Source organism: Peribacillus sp. NPDC055009, assembly GCF_053608705.1.
The window spans coordinates 599042-621771 of record NZ_JBSGVZ010000001.1; the positions used below are offsets into that span (position 1 = coordinate 599042).

Genomic DNA, 22730 nt, shown 5'->3' on the forward strand with positions numbered 1-22730 from the left:
GAAAGTGAACATGGGAGACCCTACTAATTTTTCCGGCGGTGAATTAAATGACAATTAATAAAAAAGATATCATTAAATTATTAGAAAAAATTGCAATATATATGGAATTAAAAGGAGAGAACCCGTTCAAGGTTTCAGCTTTCCGAAAGGCAGCAGGCGCCTTGGAAACGGATGACCGGAGCCTGTCGGAGATCGAAGATTTTACCGCTTTAAATGGAATCGGGAAAGGAACGGCATCCGTCATCGAAGAGTATATAAATGAGGGGAAATCGACTGTACTTGAAGAGCTTCAGGAGCAGGTGCCAAAAGGATTGATTCCGCTCTTGCAGCTTCAAGGTTTGGGCGGGAAGAAAATTGCCAAGCTTCATAAAGAGCTGCATGTCAAAGATGTGAATGATCTTAAAATCGCCTGTGAAGAAGGCAGGGTCGCGGCGCTTGCCGGTTTCGGCAAAAAAACGGAAGAGAAGATCCTGTCTGCAATTGCCGAGGCGGGTTCAAGGCCCGATCGACTCCCCCTTGCCTTCATGAGGCCGATTGCGGCTGATATTGAAACGGCCCTTGCTAACATGGAATACATCATCCGTTCTTCCAGGGCCGGCAGCATCCGGCGCATGAGGGAAACGATCAAGGACCTAGATTTCATCATTTCGACAGATCAACCCGAAGAGGTTAAAAATCAACTGCTAGCAATAAAAGGGATAAAGCAGGTAATTGCGGCCGGTGATACAAAAGTATCGGTCGTGCTTGATTATGAATATGATATTTCTGTTGATTTCCGAATCGTTAAGGATAAGGAATTCATCACGACACTCCATCATTTTACAGGTTCGAAGGATCACAATGTGCGGATGCGCCAGCTTGCTAAAGATCGCGGAGAGAAAATCAGCGAATATGGGGTGGAAGTGACTGAAACCGGTGATGTATTGACGTTTGAAACGGAAGAACAATTTTATAACCATTTTGGCCTTCCTTTCATTCCGCCAGAAATACGTGAAGATGGAACGGAAGTCGAGCATTATGATGCTAATGAACCTCTCATATCTATAGAGGCCATTAAAGGTGATCTGCATATGCATACCACATGGAGTGATGGGGCTCATACGATTGAAGAAATGATTGAAGCATGCCGTGCAAAAGGGTATCGATATATGGCCATCACCGATCATTCGCAATATCTGAAAGTGGCGAACGGCTTGACCGCGGAACGTTTACGAGAACAAAAACGAATCATCCATGAACTTAATGAAAAATACGCTGACTTTACCGTTCTTTCAGGGATTGAAATGGATATACTTCCTGATGGGACACTTGATTATGACGATGAGCTGCTTGCAGAGATGGATTTGGTGATCGCATCGATTCACTCAAGCTTTTCACAGCCGAGGGAAACGATCATGGAGCGCTTAAAAACGGCTCTGAATAATCCGCATGTAGATATCATCGCCCATCCAACGGGAAGGATCATTGGCAGACGCGCCGGATATGATGTGGATATAGAGATGCTGATCGAACTGGCTCGTGAAACGAATACCGCCTTGGAATTGAATGCGAATCCGAACCGATTGGATTTGGCACCTCCCCATCTGCGCAAGGCGCAAGAAGCGGGGGTTCCTATCATAATCAATACGGATGCCCACAGCATCGACATGCTTGAACATATGCCTGTTGGGGTCTCGTCAGCCAAAAAGGGCTGGATTAAAGAATCAACGGTTCTTAATGCAAGGGATACGGATGGATTATTGGCGTTTTTAAAGAGAAATGATTAACTATTTGCCCATAAATAAGGAGGAGCTTTAACTCCATGCATAAAAAAGCTTTAAAGACATTGGAATTTCATAAAATAAAAGAACAATTAATCTCACACGCATCCTCATCCATAGGAAAAGAGAAGGCAGAGCAATTAATGCCTTCCACGGATTTTGAAGAAGTGTCGAGATGGCAGGAAGAAACAGATGAGTCAGCCAAAATCGTCCGGTTGAAAGGTAACTTGCCATTGGGAGGGATTTTCGATATCCGTCCACATGCAAAAAGGGCACAGATTGGCGGAATGCTCTCACCGATGGAACTGATGGAACTTGCGAGTACGATTCGTGCCGGCAGGATCCTCAGCCGTTTTTTCGAAGAACTCGCAGAGCAGGAAATTGATGTTCCGCTATTATCTGAATATATCGATTCCCTTCATCCGTTGATTGATTTGCAACAGGAAATTACGTTTGCAGTAAGCGAACATGGCGAAGTGATGGATTCTGCCAGCGACAAGCTTCGTACCCTAAGAAACCAAATTCGGACGAACGAAAGTCGCGTCAGGGAAAAACTGGAAAGTATGATCCGTTCTTCAAATGCATCAACAATGTTATCCGATGCCATCATCACCATCCGGAATGATCGATTCGTCATCCCGGTAAAACAGGAATACCGCAGTGTATATGGCGGAATCATTCATGATCAATCATCATCAGGGCAGACGTTGTTCATTGAACCACAAGCAATTGTTCAACTGAATAATGTCCTGCAGGAAACCCGTGTGAAGGAAACGCAGGAAATAGAACGGATATTGATTGAACTATCGGAAAAAGTCGGTGCGTTCACCCCTGAATTGCTTCATAATGTCAAAGTGCTTGCACAAATAGATTTCCTTGTTGCCAAGGCAAAATATGCAAAAGCGATAAAAGGATCCAAGCCGATTCTGAATAATGAGGGACGCGTGAAATTATTCAAAGCGAAACATCCGCTCATTCCGAGTGATGTTGTCGTAGCCAATGATATTTTTCTTGGTGATGAATTTACGACAATCGTCATCACCGGTCCGAATACAGGAGGGAAGACGGTTACCCTGAAAACGATAGGCCTCTGTACGTTAATGGCCCAGTCGGGTCTGCAAATCCCTGCGCTGGATGGTTCCGAAACGGCTGTGTTTTCTTCTGTTTATGCCGATATTGGCGATGAACAGTCGATTGAACAAAGCTTAAGTACATTCTCTTCGCATATGGTCAACATTGTCGATATCCTTAAGCATGTCGATTATGACAGCCTTGTTTTATTCGATGAGCTTGGAGCGGGAACAGATCCACAGGAAGGTGCCGCTTTGGCCATTTCCATTTTGGATGAAGTGTATAAGCGCGGAGCACGTGTAATTGCAACGACACATTACCCGGAATTAAAAGCGTATGGATATGATCGGGAAGGCGTCATTAATGCAAGCGTCGAATTTAATGTGGAAACCTTGAGTCCCACCTACAAACTTTTGATCGGTGTACCAGGGCGGAGTAATGCTTTTGAAATTTCCAAGCGTCTTGGTTTGGAAGAAAGCGTGATAAGCAGCGCCCGCAGTCATATTGGTGAGGACACGAATAAAGTTGAAAATATGATAGCATCACTTGAGGACAGCCGCAAGAAGGCTGAAGAAGAGGAGCTGGAAGCCAAGAATCACCTGAAAGAGGCGGAAATTCTTCATAAAGACCTTCAAAGGCAAATTGATGAGTACCATGAAGAACGGGATGCGATGGTCGAAAAGGCAGCAAAACAGGCAGCAGCAATCGTTGAAAATGCACAAAAGGAAGCGGAAGCGATCATTGCCGATTTACGTAAACTGCGACTGGAAAAGCATGCCGATGTTAAAGAGCATGAACTGATCGATGCCAAAAAGCGGCTTGAAGAAGCAGCGCCTAAAGTGAAAAAAACGTCAAATAAAGCTGCTAAGCCGCTGGATAAAAGCTTGAAACCTGGAGATGAAGTTAAGGTAGTAAGCTTTGGTCAAAAAGGTCACTTGATTGAGAAGGTCTCAAATAATGAATGGCAGGTTCAGATCGGCATCATGAAGATGAAGGTGAAGGAGTCTGACCTGGAATTCATCAAGAGCACAAAAGTAAAAGAAACAAAGCCGCTTACCACAATCAAAGGCCGCGATTATCATGTTAGCGTGGAACTTGACCTCCGTGGAGAACGCTTTGAAAATGCAATTTCAAGAGTGGAAAAGTACATTGATGATGCTCTTTTGGCCGGTTATTCGAGTGTTTCCATCATTCATGGTAAAGGAACGGGCGCTCTTCGGTCCGGAGTCCAGGAATACTTGAAAAATCACCGCTCTGTCAAAAGGATTCGCTTCGGGGAAGCCGGTGAAGGCGGAACAGGTGTTACGGTGGTGGAATTTAAATAAAGGAAAGCGGTCACTCCGGCTATTTAGCCAAGCCGGGTGGCTAGTTACCATTCGGGAGTTGGACCATGGAGAACATGTGGGAAAATGAATATGTATATATAGCTGCTCGTTACAGTGTCGTTATTTTGTGCATGATTGTTTTTTTAGCCATTTTTGAACTTGTCACAAAGTACAAGAACTGGGAGGAAATCAAACAGGGAAACCTTTCTGTCGCATTGGCAACAGGTGGTAAAATATTTGGGATCGCCTATGTATTCCAACAGTCCATTCTCCATCAGAATTCGCTTCTTACCATGATTGGCTGGGGCGTATACGGATTTGTCCTGCTGTTAATCGGGTATTTCATTTTTGAATTTATGACTCCTGGATTTAAAATAGATGAAGAAATACAAAAAGATAATCGGGCAGTTGGATTCCTATCGATGATCATATCAATCGCATTATCTTTTGTCATCGGCGCCGGAATTTCTTAATGCCCTTCATGAGAGGGAGTAAGCTGTGGAGAAACTTGCAAAAGTATTAATTGTTTGTTGCGGTATCTTTTTTCTGTTTGGAATCATTTATATGACATTCTTCAATTGAAGCGGCCATTGTGCCGCTTCTTTTATTTGAACTCTTACAAAAGTTAGAAATAACATTGGTCAAATAGACTTTACGGCAAAGGAAGAGAAATATGGCTCACTCCAAATTGATACAAAAGATTGAAGCATTATCGCTTAATGCTTTACCGTGCATGCAAACTTATATGAGATGAAACCTTCACTAGAATTGAAGGTAAACTGGTTCTACCCTAATTTGTCTACAGTCTGTAAGGAGTGGATCCACTCCTTTTTTTTCTCTCTTTTAATGTATTTCGTTCCCTGTGGTTGGCATAGGATATATACTGGTCTGCTTCTCATCATAAGGTCTTTATACTCTGAAATTCGGCAATTGTAAGAAAATCCCGATTGTATTATAATGATTAAGAGTATTGAGAATATTCAGAAGGAGGGGGCAAATGAGCAATAAGCCATGGCAAGCTATTTATCCGGAACAGATACCCGCTGTTTTGTCGTACGAAGATAAACCTCTTTATTCTTTTTTGAAGGAATCAGCTGAAGAATTCCCTGATAAAGTATCGATTCATTTCCAGGGAAAAGAATTAACTTTCCGGGAAGTGCATGAATCGGCTTTAAAGTTTGCAGCCTATTTAAAAAGTATCGGTCTTCAAAAAGGTGAACGCGTTGCCGTCATGCTTCCAAACTGCCCTCAGGGTGTCATAAGCTTTTTTGGGATTTTGATGGCCGGCGGAGTCGTGGTTCAAACGAATCCAACCTATACGGAACGTGAATTAGAATATCAAATGAAAGATTCCGGAGCGAAAATAATTTTAGCGATGGATATTTTATTTCCCCGTGTCACAGCAGTGGCATCAAGAACGGATATAGAACATATAATTGTAACCGCTATCAAGGAATATTTACCATTCCCGAAAAATCTTATCTATCCTTTTATCCAAAAAAAGCAATACGGCATTGTCATCAATGTGGAGCATGAAGGGAATCATCATTTATTTTCCGAAATCATGAAACGAAAGATCACTGAAGAAGTCACAGTGCCAATCGATGTGGATAATGACCTTGCGCTTTTGCAATATACAGGTGGGACAACAGGCTTTCCCAAAGGGGTCATGCTTACCCATAAGAACATGCTGGCAAATACGAAAATGTGCAATGCATGGCTTTATAAAAATAAGCGTGGTGAGGAAAGGATCCTTGCGATTCTGCCTTTCTTCCATGTATACGGTATGACTACTGTTTTGGTTTTATCCGTCATGGAAGGGAACACCATGATCATCATGCCAAAATTTGATGTCGAAGCGACGCTTAAAACCATTCAAAAACAGAAACCGACCATGTTTCCAGGAGCACCCACGATGTATATTGGCCTCTTGAACCATCCGGATATCGCCAAATATGACCTTTCTTCCATCAATGCCTGTATAAGCGGTTCTGCATCATTGCCCTTAGAGGTCCAGGAGCAGTTTGAGAAAATTACTGGCGGAAAGCTTGTTGAAGGCTATGGGCTTTCAGAAACCTCACCGGTGACACATGCTAATTTCATTTGGGATCAGCCGCGTGTAAAAGGAAGCGTTGGACTGCCTTGGCCAGATACCGACTCGGTGATTCTGTCCCTGGAAAACTTTGAAGAGCTTCCTCCGAATGAAATTGGAGAGATTGCAATAAAAGGACCACAGGTGATGCAAGGATATTGGAATCGTCCGGATGAAACGGAAAAAACCTTTAAAAATGGCTGGCTGCTTACTGGCGATCTGGGTTACATGGATGAGCAGGGGTTCTTTTATGTAGTCGAGAGGAAAAAGGATACAATCATTGCAGGCGGTTTCAATATATATCCACGTGAGGTGGAAGAGGTGCTATACGAGCATGAGGCCATACAGGAAGTGGTTGTGGCAGGTATCCCTGACCCATATCGCGGGGAAACCGTCAAGGCCTATGTCGTACTGAAAAAAAATGCGAGGGTCACAGAAGAGGAATTGAATGAATTTGCCAGAAAGAACCTGGCTTCCTATAAGGTGCCGCGCAGCTATGAATTCAGGAATGAACTTCCAAAAACGACGATAGGAAAAATCCTGAGAAGGGTCCTAATCGAGGAGGAAAAGAAAAAAATATCCGAGGAAAGAAAAGAAGCTTAAACATGCACCCCCTTTTAACGGAGCAGCGGAAGAGAGCTCCGTGTTTTGCAAAACGGCTGGACAACCTATGGATGGGGACTGTACAATGAACAGAAGTGGAATGTCAGGCCCCTTAGAAGTTTTGCTTGACAGTAAAGGGTCATCATTTTATGATAGAAATATGAATGATGGTTCATTCATTTTCTGAAAGGGGACATCCAGTGAAAAGCAACAGACCTAAGTATAATCAAATTATTGATGCGGCCGTTATCGTCATTGCCCAAAACGGTTACTATCAAGCCCAAGTATCCAAAATCGCCAAGCAGGCAGGGGTAGCGGATGGCACCATATATCTTTATTTTAAAAATAAAGAAGATATCCTAATATCATTATTCCATGAAAAGATGGGCTATTTTGTGGAACAGATCGAAGAAGAGCTAAAAGGAAAGACCACTGCTTCGGATAAACTGCATGTGCTCATCCAAAAACATTTTAAAAACCTTTCAGAAGACGTGAATTTAGCAATTGTCACTCAGTTGGAATTAAGACAGTCGAATAAAGAATTGCGCCTAAGAATTAATGATGTGTTAAGAGGGTATTTAAATTTAATCGATCAAATCATTATAGAAGGAAAAGAAAACGGCGAATTCCTGCCTGATTTAAATAATTTACTTGCCAGGCAGATGATTTTTGGAACGATTGACGAAACAGTGACGACCTGGGTCATGAACGAGCAAAAGTATTCGCTCCCAGACCTTGCACCTGATGTTCACCGCCTTCTGATTGGCGGCTGTGGCCTGAAAAGTTAACGATTTAAATAGAGGATGGCGAGCCATCCTCGAAAGAATCGGTTAATTCTGCTTCCAGCTTTATCGGGAAGTGATACATATTTAATTTTCGAAAAAGTTTGACTAGTATGCCTGGAGGGATTGAAATGGAATATCTTAAGCTTTCAGTCGAAAATCATGTGGCTTTTATAACGATTGATCATGCACCTGCAAATGCACTTTCTTCGGCTATCATCGGAGAGCTGTCACAGGCCTTCGACCAAATTGAGAATGATGACGCCGTACGGGTTGTCCTTCTTCATGGTGAAGGAAGATTCTTCTCTGCAGGAGCAGACATTAAGGAGTTTACGGAAGTGAAAGACGGGAAAGCTTTCGAGAAGCTGACCAAGAACGGGCAATCTGTTTTTGAGAAAATCGAATCTTTCCCAAAACCGGTCATTGCAGCCATCCATGGAGCGGCCCTTGGCGGAGGATTGGAGCTGGCCATGGCCTGTCACATCCGTTTGGTAACCGAAAGGGCTAAACTGGGTTTGCCTGAGCTGCAGTTGGGCTTAATCCCTGGATTTGCTGGGACCCAACGTCTTCCTCGTTATGTGGGCATGGCAAAGGCAGCTGAAATGCTGTTTACAAGTGAACCGATTTCAGGTACCCAAGCTGTACAATGCGGATTGGCGAATCATGCCTTCACGGATGAAGAATTGATTCCGAAAGCTAAAGAACTAGCCAATAAAATTGCCAAGAAAAGCCCGCTTGCTTTAAAGTCGGCCATAGAGTTATTAAATTATTCCAAGCATGATGCCTACCATAAAGGTGTGGAAAGGGAAGCAGCCCTCTTTGGCCAAGCTTTCGATACTGCTGATGCACAAGAAGGAATCGGCGCTTTCATTGAAAAAAGGGAAGCTGTATTCACAGGGAAATGATGATTCGAGTATAAATAACTATTTTTATATATCATGCAGGATTTTGATGAAATCTGTAGAATACAATACTATATATCAATAAAATTCATAATCTTCAAAACTCAAATCATTCGGGAGGTATTATCGTGAACATTTATGTACTGCTGAAAAGAACATTTGATACAGAAGAAAAAATTACTCTATCCAACGGGAAAATTAATGAGGATGGAGCAGAATTCATCATTAATCCATACGATGAGTATGCAGTTGAAGAAGCAATCCAGGTGCGTGATGCACAAGGCGGCGAAGTAACGGTTATTTCCGTCGGAACCGAAGAGGCTGAAAAGCAATTACGTACGGCGCTGGCAATGGGTGCTGACAAAGCCGTATTGATAAATATAGAAGACGATATTGAAAATGGCGACCAATTCACGACTGCCAAAATTATAGGCGAATACTTAAAAGATAAAAATGCCGATTTAATCATTGCAGGGAACGTTGCAATTGATGGCGGTTCTGGTCAAGTGGGACCACGCGTGGCCGAAATTTTAGAAATTCCTTATATTACTACCATTACTAAGCTGGACATCGAAAATGGAAATGTAAGCGTTATCCGTGATGTCGAAGGGGACTCTGAAACGATCGAAGCATCCCTTCCGTTGTTGGTAACGGCTCAGCAAGGGCTAAACGAACCACGTTATCCATCATTGCCGGGAATCATGAAAGCGAAGAAAAAACCGCTTGAAGAATTGGAATTGGATGACCTGGATTTGGAAGAAGAAGATGTTGAGGCAAAAACAAAAACGATTGAAATTTACCTTCCTGCTAAAAAAGAAGCTGGAAAAGTATTAAACGGCGAAATCGGTGATCAAGTAAGCGTACTTGTTCAATTATTACGAAGCGAAGCAAAAGTGATTTAATCGAAACGGTACTTTTTCAAAATAACAACACACGACAAAAAGATAAAATAGTGCACAGGAGGTTTTTATAAATGGCTAGAAAGTTTCTTGTATTGGGCGAAGTTCGTGACGGTTCACTGAGAAATGTATCATTTGAAGCTATCGGTGCGGCTAAACTTGCTGCAGATGGCGGGGAAATAGTAGGTGTCTTGGTTGGTGACAGTGTTCAAAATTTCGGAAATGAATTGATCCAGTATGGGGCAGACCGGGTTGTTGCAGTCGAAAATGATCAATTGAAACAATATACTTCAGATGGTTATGCGCAAAGCTTGCTTGCCGTCATCGAACAGGAAAAACCAGAAGGAATATTCTTTGGACATACGGCCCTAGGAAAAGACCTTGCACCAAAATTGGCTGGAAAGCTTGAATCAGGATTGATCTCCGACGTTACATCCATTGAAGAAGAAGGCGGAAATATCGTTTTCACCCGTCCGATCTATTCCGGTAAGGCATTTGAAAAGAAAATTGTAACAGATGGCGTGATATTCGCGACAATCCGTCCGAACAATATCGAACCATTAGCGAAAGATGAGTCCCGCTCTGGTGATGTTTCTACATTAAGTGTGGATATCAAGGATCTACGTACAATCATTAAAGATGTTGTAAGAAAAGCCAGTGAAGGGGTCGACCTTTCAGAAGCGAAAGTAATCATCGCTGGTGGCCGCGGCGTGAAAAGTGAAGATGGTTTTGAACCATTAAAGGAACTGGCACAAGTTCTTGGCGGAGCGGTAGGAGCTTCCCGCGGAGCATGTGATGCGGATTATTGCGATTACTCTCTGCAAATCGGGCAAACGGGTAAAGTCGTAACACCTGACCTTTATATCGCCTGCGGAATTTCCGGTGCGATCCAGCATTTAGCTGGGATGTCCAACTCCAAGGTTATCGTTGCGATCAATAAAGACCCGGAAGCTAACATATTCAATGTGGCGGATTATGGAATTGTCGGAGACCTTTTCGAAGTCGTTCCGTTACTAACGGAAGAATTCAAAAAACTTAAAGTTAACGCGTAATAGAAATAATACAGATGAGGGGCAAGACATTTGGCATAAGCCGATACATGTCTTGCCCCTTTATTTGGCCTGCATATTTACTCTTTTTTTGGACATCCTACCACTGAAGCAAAATATTAGCATCGATTCGAGCAACAATGATATACTGTTTTTAGTTATTTGAGTAAATTTGAGGAGGAAATATATATGGCAATTATAAATGCAACTGACCAAACGTTCACAACAGATACTAGCGAAGGTGTCGTTCTTGTAGATTTTTGGGCTCCATGGTGCGGACCTTGTAAAATGATCGCTCCTGTTCTTCAAGAGCTTGATACTGAAATTGGCGATACAGCAAAAATCGTAAAAGTGGATGTGGATGAAAACCAAGAAACAGCTGGAAAATTTGGTGTGATGAGCATCCCGACATTAATCGTGCTTAAAGACGGTGAAGTGGTTGATAAGGTTGTTGGTTTCCAACCTAAAGAAGCACTTGCTGAACTTATTTCAAAACACGCGTAATAGTAGGTTAGCTAAAAAAAGCTTCAAGTCTGCGGACTTGAAGCTTTTTTCGCTATCTTGATATATAATAATTGTAAAAAAGGGAGAACAGGAGGCTGAATGCATGAATCAACAAATAAAGAATAAACTTGCCCTTCTTCCCGATCAACCTGGTTGTTATTTAATGAAAGATCGTCAGGGAACGATCATCTATGTAGGCAAAGCGAAAGTGTTGAAAAATCGTGTCCGTTCTTATTTCACGGGATCTCATGACGGAAAAACATTCCGGCTCGTGAATGAAATTGAGGATTTCGAATATATTGTCACCTCTTCCAATATCGAGGCTCTTATTTTAGAGTTGAACTTAATCAAAAAACATGACCCAAAATATAATGTCATGCTGAAGGATGATAAGACGTATCCCTTCATAAAGCTGACTGCGGAACGCCACCCACGTCTAATCATTACGCGAAAAGTCAAAAAAGACAAAGGTAAATATTTCGGTCCTTATCCGAATGCATTTGCAGCTAACGAAACGAAAAAATTGCTCGACCGCATCTATCCCCTAAGAAAATGCAATACTTTACCTGATCGCGTTTGTCTCTACTATCACCTTGGCCAGTGCCTGGCCCCATGTGTATATGATGTAGAGGAACAGGAATATAAAAAAATGGTGGATGATATCAACAGGTTCTTGAACGGCGGGCATACTGAAATAAAAAAAGAACTGACTGAAAAAATGCTGGAGGCATCGGAAGATCTCGATTTCGAGAGGGCCAAGGAGTTCCGTGACAAAATTGCCCATATCGATATTACGATGGAGAAGCAGAAAATGATGACGACAGATTTCATCGACAGGGATGTATTTGGTTTTGCTTATGATAAAGGCTGGATGTGCGTTCAGGTATTTTTTGTCCGGCAGGGTAAATTAATAGAAAGGGATGTTTCACTTTTTCCGGTCTACGATGAACCCGAACAGGAACTTCTTACATTCCTCGGTCAGTTTTACGAGATTACGAACCACTTTAAACCAAAGGAAATCTTGCTGCCTGAATCAGTGGATGCCGAAATGGCCGAAGGGCTGCTTGGTGTCAAAACGATTCACCCGAAACGGGGAGCGAAAAAAGACATGCTTAAATTGGCGAATAAAAATGCCTCCATCGCGCTTCAGGAAAAATTCTCTTTGATTGAAAGGGATGAAGAAAGAACGATCAATGCGGTGGAAAACCTCGGGAAGCAACTGGGTATCTACACCCCGCATCGAATTGAAGCTTTCGATAACTCCAACATCCAGGGAAGTGACCCAGTTTCCGCTTTAGTCGTGTTCATTGATGGAAAGCCGGAAAAAAGGGAGTACCGCAAATATAAGATCAAGACGGTCCAAGGGCCTGATGATTATGAATCGATGCGTGAAGTGGTCAGAAGAAGGTATTCACGGGTATTGAAAGAAGGGCTGCCGCTTCCGGACTTGATCATCATTGATGGCGGAAAGGGACATGTGGAAGCCGTTCGGGATATTCTGGAAAATGAATTGGGCCTTGATATTCCACTTTCAGGCCTCATTAAGGATGAAAAGCATAGGACCTCGCAATTGATGATCGGAAATCCGCTTGAAATCGTACCTCTTGATTCACGGAGCCAGGAATTTTACCTATTGCAAAGAATTCAGGATGAAGTCCATCGGTTCGCGATTACATTCCATCGCCAGCTACGCGGGAAAAATGCAGTTCACTCCCAGCTTGATGATATTCCAGGAGTCGGGGAAAAGCGAAGGAAGCAATTATTAAGGCATTTTGGATCATTGAAGAAAATCAAAGAGGCAACCGCCGAGGAAATCATGGAAGCTGGCATGCCAAAAGGGGTAGCAGAGGGAATCGTTAGAAAATTACAAGAATAATCTTGCTACCGATAAATCTCTATGCTATGATTAAAAAGAATTTTTAACTAGACAACTTAAAAGTGCTGATAGAGGTGCGGAATTCAAGAGTAAAAACCTGGAGAAGTATGAGCTTCCATGAAAGGTTTTGAAAGGGGATGACGCCGAAGGAAGACAAGACTCATACCTTGTTTTCCTGGTCCGACATTTAATAAATGTCGGATTGTCAGGGTTTATATCCTGGAGAGCTATCTCACTGTGTTTACAGTATTTAGATATGTGATCACAGCAATGAGATATTTCTCATTGCTTTTTTTATTGCCTAAAAAGGTAGAGAGGGTGCATGAGGATGGCATTAATCGTTCAAAAATTTGGCGGAACATCCGTCGGAAGCGTAGAAAAAATCAAAAATGTTGCCAATCGGGTAATCGAGGAAGCGCAGAATGGAAATGAGGTAGTCGTCGTTGTTTCAGCCATGGGGAAAACCACGGATCAATTGGTTTCCATGGCCCGGGATATTTCCGGAACCCCGAGCAAGAGGGAAATGGATATGCTATTGACTACGGGGGAGCAGGTAACGATTTCCCTGTTAACGATGGCATTGATTGAAGAAGGTCATGAAGCCATTTCGTATACTGGCTGGCAGGCTGGCATGCAAACGGAATCCGTTCATGGGAATGCCCGGATTTTAAACATCGATGCCACGAGGATCCAAGCTCAGCTTCAGGATAAGAAAATAGTGGTCGTGGCTGGTTTCCAGGGGAACGATGCAAATGGGGAAATCACTACCTTAGGGCGAGGCGGTTCCGATACGACAGCGGTTGCCATCGCTGCAGCGCTGAATGCGGATAGATGCGATATTTATACGGATGTAACGGGTGTTTTCACAACGGACCCTCGCTACATAAAAGGCGCACGAAAACTCCAATCGATTTCTTATGATGAAATGCTGGAACTTGCCAACTTGGGGGCGGGCGTCCTTCATCCAAGGGCTGTCGAATATGCAAAAAATTATCAAATACCGCTTGAAGTCCGTTCAAGCATGGAGAGAGAATCAGGAACGATCATTGAGGAGGAAGCAACTATGGAAGAAAACTTAATTGTACGCGGGATTGCTTTTGAAGACAGTATTACGAGGGTCACAATATATGGTTTGCCCCAATCACTTGGTGCATTATCCACAATCTTCACAACACTTGCGAAAAACCGGATTAATGTGGACATCATCATTCAAAGCATGACTGCCGAGGATACGACCAATCTATCTTTTTCCACAAAAAGTGAAGATACGGAAGCGGCCTTGATCGTGCTGGAAAATAATAAAGAACAATTGGGATTCGACCGAGTCGAAACGGAGAGCGGATTGGCAAAAGTATCCATCGTCGGTTCTGGTATGGTATCCAATCCGGGAGTGGCTGCCGAGATGTTTGAAGTGATGGCCAATACAGGCATCCAGGTGAAAATGGTCAGCACATCGGAAATTAAAGTTTCGACTGTCGTCAATGAAAAGGAAATGGTGAAGGCGGTTGAATCTCTTCATGAAGCATTTAAACTAGGTCAGCATGCAAATGTGCTAGCTTAAGTGTCAGGAGTCCAATAAAAAACAGACTTCCGGTAAAAAGGGTAAGTCTGTTTTAAGGGCTTATTAGATTGGATCTCTGGGATCCCATTGGATGGTGAATATCACTTTTTTTGCGCGGCGTTTAATTTCTTCCGTTGATTCGCTGAGGAATTTTTTTTGCAGTGTAAACTGCTCGGCAAGGAAACCGGCTTCAAGTTGGAAGTGACAATCAGGGTGTAAATCCAGGCGGCGGCTGATTATTTCACCCGTCAGGGATAATTCCATCTCGTGTTTCGTATATTTCAAGATTTCCAGATTGCCCCATCCAGCGCTTTGGAAAAATTCAATCACTTCCTGATCGCCATTCAATGGGAATTTTCTTGCTAATTGTTTACCTGCCCAATAGAGGATTTGATTAGAGTCTTTTCCGAGAATATCGTTCAATAGAACTTCTCTGATTAATTCGTATCCGAAAGCTGGAACCAGGAATTCTTCAGTTTGAATTTCTTCAGTTTGAATCTCTTCTTCTATCGCAGCAGCAATATTTTTTTTCATAATTTATCGCCTCTTTCTGTAAATCTATTATAAACGTATTTCTTTTGCAAATTATACTGTTTTTTATTTATTTAAATAACAATTGGAAAAAAATGAGAAATTATATCGAGATATTAATAGTTAAATTAGAAATTTATTCAAAATATCATCTTGACATACAAAAAATAGCTAATTTAATCCAATAAAATCTATTCTGAAAAAGAGATTTCTTGTATCCGTTTTCTTGACGCATATAGAAGTCAGGAGTAAAATGGACATGTCACATAATTGTAAAGGAAGTATAGAGGAGTTTTTTTGACTCTATACTGTATTTTCACGCGGAGATAAAAGGTAGCCACCAGTTTATCTTTGCATGATTTTTCACAAATTAAGGGGGGGCACTTAGTGGCAAAAAATCGTGAGTTTGGGAATCGCAGGCTTCATTCACTTCTAGGAGTAATTCCAATTGGTCTATTCCTAATTTTTCATTTATCGGTAAACTTTATGGCAACAAAAGGAGAAGAGACTTTTAATGGGGCAGTTCATTTAATTGAGTATACGCCCGTGAAGATTCTGGTAGAATGGGTCGTCATCTATCTACCGCTCATTTTCCATGCTGTGTACGGAATTTATATTGCCTTTACAGCAAAAAACAATTTAGGCAGATTTAGTTTCTTCCGTAACTGGATGTTCATGCTACAACGTCTAACTGGAATCATAACGTTGATTTTCCTTGTTTGGCATATATGGGCAACTAGAATTCAAGCAGCTATGGGTGCTGAAGTTAACTTTGACATGATGGCTGAAATTTTCTCTAGTCCATTTATGATTGTGTTCTATATTGTTGGTATTATCTCGGCAATCTTCCACTTTGCTAATGGATTATGGTCATTTGCAGTTAGCTGGGGTCTTACAGTTTCACCAAGATCGCAAAGAATCATGACTTACTTTACATTGATCGTTTTCGTTCTTCTTTCTTATATCGGAATCAGCGCAATTTTCGCTTTCGTATAAGAAGATAGAGTTCATTTATAAGAATTAGGAAAAACATAGCTTGGCTAATGGAAATAAGGGAGTGACAGAATTGGGTAAAGGTAAAATAGTTATCGTTGGTGGAGGTCTAGCTGGATTAATGGCTACGATCAAAGCAGCAGAGCTGGGACAACAGGTTGATTTATTTTCTTTAGTGCCTGTTAAACGCTCTCACTCAGTTTGTGCCCAAGGCGGAATCAACGGGGCAGTAAATACAAAAGGTGAAGGGGATTCTCCATATATCCACTTCGACGATACAGTTTATGGCGGAGATTTCTTGGCTAACCAACCGCCGGTTAAAGCGATGTGCGAAGCAGCACCATCGATTATCCATATGTTTGACCGTATGGGTGTTATGTTCAACCGTACTCCGGAAGGTCTTCTTGATTTCCGTCGTTTCGGTGGTACTCAACATAGCCGTACAGCATTCGCTGGTGCAACAACTGGTCAGCAATTACTTTACGCATTGGACGAGCAGGTTCGCCGTTATGAAGTTGAAGGCCTTGTAACGAAATATGAAGGCTGGGAATTCCTTGGAGCTGTAATCGATGATGAGCAAACAGCACGCGGTATCGTAGCTCAAAACCTGACTTCAATGGAAATCAAATCATTCCCTGGAGACGCAGTCATCATGGCGAGCGGCGGCCCTGGAATCATTTTCGGTAAATCAACTAACTCAATGATCAATACGGGTTCAGCAGCTTCCATCGTTTATCAACAAGGTGTAAATTATGCAAATGGTGAGTTCATTCAAATTCACCCGACAGCAATCCCTGGAGATGACAAACTTCGTCTAATGAGTGAATCCGCTCGTGGTGAAGGTGGACGTATCTGGACATATAAAGACGGAAAACCTTGGTATTTCCTTGAAGAAAAATACCCTGCTTATGGTAATCTAGTACCTCGTGATATCGCGACTCGTGAAATCTTCGACGTCTGCATGAACATGAAGCTTGGCATTAATGGAGAAAACATGGTTTACCTGGATCTATCACATAAAGATCCGAAATTACTTGATATTAAACTTGGCGGAATCATTGAAATCTACGAGAAATTCATGGGTGAAGATCCTCGTAAAGTTCCAATGAAAATTTTCCCTGCCGTTCACTATTCAATGGGCGGTCTTTGGGTGGATTATGACCAAATGACTAACATCAAAGGTTTATTCGCTGCAGGTGAGTGTGATTACTCACAACATGGCGGTAACCGTCTTGGCGCTAACTCACTTCTTTCTGCAATCTATGGTGGTTCAGTCGCTGGACCGAACGCCGTTAAATATATTGAAGGCCTTGATAAAACTTCAGAATCCATTCCTTCTTCATTGTATGAAGGGTACGAAAAACAAGAACAAGAGAAATGGAATGAAGTCATGTCTCTTGATGGTAACGAAAATGCGTACGTCCTTCACAAAGAACTTGGTGAGTGGATGACACAGCATGTTACTGTAGTTCGTTACAATGACAAGCTGAAAGAAACGGATAACAAGATTCTTGAACTGATGGAACGTTACAAGAAAATTAACATCAATGACACGGCTAAATGGAGTAACCAAGGAGCTGCATTCACTAGACAGCTGCAAAACATGATGCAATTGGCTCGTGTAATCACAATTGGTGCGTTAAACCGTGACGAAAGCCGCGGAGCGCATTACAAACCTGATTTCCCAGAACGTAATGATGAGGAATTCATGAAAACTACTATGGCAACATTCAAAGGCTTGGATCAAGCACCTGAATTCCATTATGAAGATATTGATGTATCACTGATCGCACCGCGTAAACGTGACTACACTACGAAACACTAAAGAGGGGGAGCAAAAAAATGGTTGAAACTAAATCTGAGACTAAAACAGTCCGTTTTATAATCACTCGTCAAGATACACCGGATTCAGCTCCTTATGATGAGGAATTCGAATTAGCATACCGCCCGAATATGAACGTAATTTCGGCTCTTATGGAAATTCGTCGTAATCCGGTAACTGTACAAGGCAAGCACACTACAGCAATCGCATGGGACATGAACTGTCTTGAAGAGGTATGTGGTGCTTGTTCTATGGTTATCAATGGTAAACCAAGACAATCATGTACAGCTCTTATCGATCAATTGGAGCAGCCAGTTCGTCTAGCTCCAATGCGTACATTCCCTGTTGTTCGTGACCTGCAAGTCGATCGCAGCCGTATGTTCGACTCATTGAAAAAGGTAAAAGCATGGATTCCAATCGATGGAACGTACAATCTTGGACCGGGACCGCGTATGCCAGAAAAGAAACGTCAATGGGCTTACGAGTTATCTAAATGTATGACTTGCGGTGTTTGTTTGGAAGCTTGTCCGAACGTAAACAGCAATTCAGACTTCATGGGGCCACAACCATTATCACAAGTTCGGTTGTTCAACGCACATCCAACAGGTGCAATGAACAAAGCTGAACGTTTAAATACAATCATGGGTGATGGAGGACTTGCAAACTGCGGTAACTCACAAAACTGTGTGCAGTCTTGCCCTAAAGGCATTCCATTAACTACTTCGATTGCAGCGTTGAACCGTGATACTACGATCCAACAATTCCGTAACTTCTTCGGCAGCGATGAAGTTTAAAAATGAACATGAAAGAACCTATATCTTATGATATGGGTTCTTTTTTTATCGATTGATAGCTTGGATTGATGTGTAAAATGATTTGTGGCACCCGCAAATGCTGAATGACTAAATTAATGAAGTGAGAATGATAAAATTAAACATCTTCCAATATAAAATACTTTTCATTATGGCTTTTTTCTTATAAAATGAGTGAATAGTCATTCATTTCAGAAAGGGTGTGCACAAGTTGGGCAAAATATCATATATCGATAATATAACGGAGTGGATCAATGATTTTTCCTTTAAACATGAGATTAAGGTCCGCTTTTCAGAAACTGATATGTTTGGGCACTTGAATAACACGATTCCTTTTACTTATTTTGAGGAAGCACGGATTGAGTATTTCAATAGCATGGGATTCATGTCGGATTGGACCTCTGCTGAATGCGGTGAGATGCCGGTTGTTGCTAACTTACAGTGTGATTACCTGAAGCAGGTTTTTTTCAATGATCGATTGACAATCCATGTGAAAGCTGACCATATCGGAAATTCTTCAGTGGACATACATTATATGGGGACCAAACAGGATGGATCAATTTGTTTAACGGGCAGGGGGACGATTGTACAAGTCTCCAAGGCCACCGGAAAGCCGATACCTTGGACGGAAGAGATGAAGCACTCGATGTGGCAAACTGTGCTGGAACATTCCTAAAAATATTTCCATTTAGACAAGTAAAATAGTCACTCCATTGCCTCAGCCGACATACTATATCTTGACTAAATAGACACCCACTCCGGGTTTTATGCTGGTGAAGGCAAGGAGGGTAACATTACTTGAAGGAGAACGAATTCACTCATAAGCCACTACTCACCAAAAGAGAAAAAGAAGTATTTGAGTTACTAGTACAAGACAAAACAACAAAAGAAATCGCAGGTGAATTGTTTATTAGCGAAAAAACAGTTCGAAACCATATTTCGAATGCGATGCAGAAGCTTGGAGTTAAAGGACGTTCGCAGGCAGTCATAGAACTCCTTCGTATGGGAGAACTTAAGCTTTAATGTGTTAACTCTTAATACGTAAGCCTTATAAATATTTTCTCTCCCGTTCATTGGCAGCATATAAGGAAGGGCAAAACAATTTGGTTGTTTTGACTTCTTTGGATGCTGCTTATTTTTATGAGAGCGTTTCATTATGATTCCAGGTAATCAATCTTGAAAATCATTTCACTTTCATCCAAAATGGTAGTATGATAAGTTTCATGAAGTGGGGAGCTGTGTGTATGGATGAAGAGAAGCAGGCGGCATATGTAGCCGATATCGAGAGGGAATTGCGCTATGTATCGTCATGGCTTAAACAAAGGGGAAGAGAAATTCTCCATGATTATAAAATTACCATTCCTCAATTCGTGGCTTTGCAATGGCTTTTTGAATCAGGTGACATGACGATTGGCGAATTGTCCACGAAGATGTTTCTCGCCTTCAGCACAACGACGGATCTGATTGACCGCATGGAGAAACATCAGCTTGTCCAGCGTGTCAGGGATGAAAAGGACCGGCGTGTGGTTCGAATTCACCTTCTTGAAGAAGGTGAACGGATAATCGAAGAAGTGATTAATAAGCGGCAGCAGTACTTGAGTGGCGTGTTAGTCAATTTTAACGAATCTGACATCATGTCCCTCAAAGGGATTCTAGTAAAACTACATCAAGAAATGAAAGAAAAATGAGGCGAGTTTTTTGAAACAACCGATAGGCATCATTGATTCAGGGGTAGGCGGTTTGACAGTAGCTAAAGAAGTCATGCGTCAGCTTCCAAATGAAAATATAATTTACTTAGGTGATACAGCAAGATGCCCTTATGGGCCGAGGACCAAAAAAGATGTCCAAACCTTTACATGGCAAATGACGAGGTTTTTGATGAAGAAGGAAATAAAAATGCTGATCATCGCCTGCAATACAGCGACTGCAGCTGTACTGGATGAAATCAGGGCAACACTTCCGATTCCGGTGTTGGGTGTCATCCATCCAGGGGCAAGGGCGGCATTGAAAGTTTCTGATTCCTTGCATATTGGCGTGATTGGTACGGAAGGCACGGTGAAAAGCAAAGCATATGACGACGCGCTTGCCTCCATCAATTCCGATGTGAAAGTAGATAGTTTAGCATGCCCGAAATTTGTCCCAATCGTAGAAAGCGGGGAGTTTGAAGGGGGTATCGTCAATAGGGTCGTGGCACAAACCTTGAACCCGTTGAAGAAAACGAAGATCGATACATTGATCCTTGGATGTACCCATTATCCACTGCTGGGGCCTGTAATCTCTTCCTATATGGGGGATGAAGTACAAGTCATTTCCTCTGGGGAAGAAACCGCCCGTGAGGCAAGTGTCATTTTGGATTACTATAAATTAATCAATAAAAGCAAGCTCCGCCCAGTTCATCGCTTTTATACAACCGGTTCCAGAGATATGTTTGGTTCCATCGCGTCGAGCTGGCTCGGTATTCATGTCAATACCATTGAAACAATTAAAATCGATCACTTATAAGACTTCCATTTGGAAGTCTTTTTTTCTTGTCTTGAACAGACGGTGTTAGTATCGATACGGTGATTATGAGACATATGACAGATTCATATTTTGGAACAAGAATTTCCCTATCAACATAAAGCCTGCTTTCAAGAAGTGCGAAAGGGTTATGGACGAAGATGTAGGTGATTTCATCGGAAAAAAGAAAGAAGGTTCAAGGATCTGGCTTGTCGGCAGTGCAGAATTAGTGAGAGATTTCATAAGGGAAACGCAGGTGGATGAAATGATTCTGTCCATCATTCCGGTTATATTGGGGAATCGGATTCGATTGTTCCATTCAGGTAGTCCCGAAATCCCAGTGAAGCTGACAAACGGGCAAATTGCCCAGCCCCATTATCAAAGAGAAAAATAATTGGTCTATTTTCCCCTAGGGCTCGTATAAATAGGAGTACAAACTGTCCTAGGAGTGATTTTATGTCCAATAAATCAAAAGTAACAATGGCTGTGACCATTCTGGCATCTTCTTTTTGGCTTTCAGGCTGCGGATTATTTGGCGGTGAAGAGAAAAAGGAAATAGATCCGCCAAAGGATGTTTCATTAGTCGAGGATGAATCTTCATTAAAAGAAACAGAAATGAATGGTGAGGAAAAGCCCGCGACTGATGGAGAAGAGGGCGCTGTTGAAACGAAAACAGTGAAGACGGAGTTATATTTAATTGATAAAAGCGGGTATGTGGTTCCACAAACATTGGAACTTCCTAAATCGGAAGCTGTCGCCAAACAGGCCCTTGATTACCTTGTCACTAACGGACCTGTCACGGATAAACTTCCGAATGGATTCAGGGCCGTCATTCCTGCCGATACCCAAATAAGCGTGAACATTAAAGACGGAGTGGCTGTGGCGGACTTTTCGCCGGAGTTCAAAAATTATCAGAAAGAGGATGAACTTAAAATCCTCCAAGCCATTACATGGACACTGACACAATTCGACTCGGTCGAGAAAATCCAAATGAGAATTAATGGGGAAGATATATCCGAAATGCCTGTCAATGGCACACCGATAGATGAGAATGTCTCAAGGTCGTCAGGAATCAATATCGATACGAGTGACGTAGTCGACATTTCCAATACCAAATCACTGACCGTTTATTATGTAGGCGGTGACGAGGAGTACACCTATTATGTTCCGGTGACACGCAGGATCAGCGAAACGGTGTCTGATAATGTAACAGCGGTCATTCAGGAATTAACGAAGAGTCCTTCAGGTTCAAGCCTGCAAACAGGGTTCATGAGTGATGTAGCTTTACTTGACGAGCCTAAAATCGCAGAAGGTAAGGTCAGCCTCAATTTTAATGAAAATATCCTTGGAAGCTTTAAAGAGAAAAAGGTATCACAAGAAGTCCTTGATGCCTTGGTCCTTTCCTTAACGGAACAGAAAGGAATTGAAAGCGTTGAAGTGCAAGTGCAGGGCAGCGCAGATGTTCTTAATGAAGAAGGCAAGAAATTATCCGAACCAGTGGTCCGTCCAGAGAAAGTCAACACAGGTAGTTTTTAAAGAGCAATTTATATCTGGAAATCACAATGAGGCAGCCTGCAGCTGCCTCTATTTTTTATTCCACAATTGAATTACCACGCTGTTATTGCACCTGTTGTATACATTGTTTTTAG

21 protein-coding genes and 1 riboswitch are annotated in these 22730 nt (G+C 42.1%); of the genes, 20 read left to right on the forward strand and 1 reads right to left on the reverse strand.

The window, feature by feature from the left end; genetic code table 11:
- The first annotated feature begins 47 nt into the window (after nucleotides 1–47).
- From polX to ACWF5P_RS03040, 11 genes are all read left to right on the forward strand, one after another.
- Nucleotides 48–1766 (forward strand): DNA polymerase/3'-5' exonuclease PolX, encoded by a 1719-nt coding sequence (gene polX, locus ACWF5P_RS02990; protein ID WP_452444578.1) that lies wholly within the window; start codon nucleotides 48–50, stop codon nucleotides 1764–1766.
- A gap of 35 nt (nucleotides 1767–1801) precedes the next feature.
- Nucleotides 1802–4156, forward strand: coding sequence for an endonuclease MutS2 (locus ACWF5P_RS02995; RefSeq protein WP_434167516.1), 2355 nt, complete (start codon nucleotides 1802–1804; stop codon nucleotides 4154–4156).
- Between the two features lie 65 nt (nucleotides 4157–4221).
- Complete coding sequence (locus tag ACWF5P_RS03000; protein ID WP_034309012.1) at nucleotides 4222–4629, forward strand: DUF350 domain-containing protein; 408 nt, start codon at nucleotides 4222–4224, stop codon at nucleotides 4627–4629.
- A gap of 524 nt (nucleotides 4630–5153) precedes the next feature.
- Entirely contained in the window at nucleotides 5154–6851 is a 1698-nt protein-coding gene (locus ACWF5P_RS03005; protein WP_427571795.1) for a long-chain-fatty-acid--CoA ligase, read from the forward strand.
- Between the two features lie 200 nt (nucleotides 6852–7051).
- Nucleotides 7052–7639 (forward strand): TetR/AcrR family transcriptional regulator, encoded by a 588-nt coding sequence (locus ACWF5P_RS03010; RefSeq protein WP_101222845.1) that lies wholly within the window; start codon nucleotides 7052–7054, stop codon nucleotides 7637–7639.
- A 125-nt stretch (nucleotides 7640–7764) separates the two neighbouring features.
- Nucleotides 7765–8538 (forward strand): enoyl-CoA hydratase, encoded by a 774-nt coding sequence (locus ACWF5P_RS03015; RefSeq protein ID WP_427571797.1) that lies wholly within the window; start codon nucleotides 7765–7767, stop codon nucleotides 8536–8538.
- Between the two features lie 125 nt (nucleotides 8539–8663).
- Nucleotides 8664–9437 carry an electron transfer flavoprotein subunit beta/FixA family protein gene (locus ACWF5P_RS03020; protein WP_452444579.1) on the forward strand — a complete coding sequence of 258 codons (774 nt, stop codon included), beginning with the start codon at nucleotides 8664–8666 and terminating at the stop codon, nucleotides 9435–9437.
- Between the two features lie 71 nt (nucleotides 9438–9508).
- Nucleotides 9509–10486: an electron transfer flavoprotein subunit alpha/FixB family protein gene (locus ACWF5P_RS03025; RefSeq protein WP_098370029.1), complete on the forward strand. Its 978-nt coding sequence runs from the start codon at nucleotides 9509–9511 to the stop codon at nucleotides 10484–10486.
- Between the two features lie 186 nt (nucleotides 10487–10672).
- Nucleotides 10673–10987, forward strand: a complete 315-nt coding sequence (trxA, locus tag ACWF5P_RS03030; RefSeq protein ID WP_101222840.1) for a thioredoxin — start codon at nucleotides 10673–10675, stop codon at nucleotides 10985–10987.
- Between the two features lie 103 nt (nucleotides 10988–11090).
- Complete coding sequence (gene uvrC / locus ACWF5P_RS03035; protein WP_230176777.1) at nucleotides 11091–12863, forward strand: excinuclease ABC subunit UvrC; 1773 nt, start codon at nucleotides 11091–11093, stop codon at nucleotides 12861–12863.
- Between the two features lie 61 nt (nucleotides 12864–12924).
- Nucleotides 12925–13101: riboswitch (Lysine riboswitch) on the forward strand.
- Between the two features lie 90 nt (nucleotides 13102–13191).
- Nucleotides 13192–14424 (forward strand): aspartate kinase, encoded by a 1233-nt coding sequence (locus ACWF5P_RS03040; RefSeq protein WP_434167514.1) that lies wholly within the window; start codon nucleotides 13192–13194, stop codon nucleotides 14422–14424.
- Between the two features lie 63 nt (nucleotides 14425–14487).
- Here the strand turns inward: ACWF5P_RS03040 and ACWF5P_RS03045 are convergent, their stop codons facing one another.
- Complete coding sequence (locus tag ACWF5P_RS03045; RefSeq protein WP_101222837.1) at nucleotides 14488–14958, reverse strand: YslB family protein; 471 nt, start codon at nucleotides 14956–14958, stop codon at nucleotides 14488–14490.
- Nucleotides 14959–15342: 384 nt separating this feature from the next.
- Between ACWF5P_RS03045 and ACWF5P_RS03050 the strand changes: the two genes are divergently transcribed.
- The 9 genes from ACWF5P_RS03050 to ACWF5P_RS03090 all read left to right on the forward strand — a co-directional run bounded on the left by ACWF5P_RS03050 (nucleotide 15343) and on the right by ACWF5P_RS03090 (nucleotide 22617).
- Nucleotides 15343–15951: a succinate dehydrogenase cytochrome b558 subunit gene (locus ACWF5P_RS03050; RefSeq protein WP_034308986.1), complete on the forward strand. Its 609-nt coding sequence runs from the start codon at nucleotides 15343–15345 to the stop codon at nucleotides 15949–15951.
- A gap of 70 nt (nucleotides 15952–16021) precedes the next feature.
- A complete protein-coding gene (gene sdhA, locus ACWF5P_RS03055) occupies nucleotides 16022–17773 on the forward strand; it encodes a succinate dehydrogenase flavoprotein subunit (protein ID WP_095390769.1) in 1752 nt (583 codons plus the stop codon).
- A gap of 17 nt (nucleotides 17774–17790) precedes the next feature.
- A complete protein-coding gene (gene sdhB / locus ACWF5P_RS03060) occupies nucleotides 17791–18564 on the forward strand; it encodes a succinate dehydrogenase iron-sulfur subunit (RefSeq protein WP_048689018.1) in 774 nt (257 codons plus the stop codon).
- 229 nt (nucleotides 18565–18793) lie between these two features.
- Nucleotides 18794–19258, forward strand: coding sequence for an acyl-CoA thioesterase (locus tag ACWF5P_RS03065; RefSeq protein WP_101222836.1), 465 nt, complete (start codon nucleotides 18794–18796; stop codon nucleotides 19256–19258).
- A gap of 122 nt (nucleotides 19259–19380) precedes the next feature.
- Nucleotides 19381–19605, forward strand: a complete 225-nt coding sequence (locus tag ACWF5P_RS03070) for a helix-turn-helix domain-containing protein (protein ID WP_028392149.1) — start codon at nucleotides 19381–19383, stop codon at nucleotides 19603–19605.
- A 221-nt stretch (nucleotides 19606–19826) separates the two neighbouring features.
- Nucleotides 19827–20270 (forward strand): MarR family winged helix-turn-helix transcriptional regulator, encoded by a 444-nt coding sequence (locus ACWF5P_RS03075; RefSeq protein ID WP_101222835.1) that lies wholly within the window; start codon nucleotides 19827–19829, stop codon nucleotides 20268–20270.
- A 10-nt stretch (nucleotides 20271–20280) separates the two neighbouring features.
- Nucleotides 20281–21084: a glutamate racemase gene (gene racE / locus ACWF5P_RS03080; protein WP_101222834.1), complete on the forward strand. Its 804-nt coding sequence runs from the start codon at nucleotides 20281–20283 to the stop codon at nucleotides 21082–21084.
- Between the two features lie 148 nt (nucleotides 21085–21232).
- Nucleotides 21233–21475 (forward strand): dihydrofolate reductase family protein, encoded by a 243-nt coding sequence (locus ACWF5P_RS03085; protein WP_434167513.1) that lies wholly within the window; start codon nucleotides 21233–21235, stop codon nucleotides 21473–21475.
- A 62-nt stretch (nucleotides 21476–21537) separates the two neighbouring features.
- On the forward strand, nucleotides 21538–22617 hold the full coding sequence (locus ACWF5P_RS03090; RefSeq protein ID WP_452444580.1) for a GerMN domain-containing protein: 1080 nt from the start codon (nucleotides 21538–21540) through the stop codon (nucleotides 22615–22617).
- The last annotated feature ends 113 nt before the right edge of the window (nucleotides 22618–22730 follow it).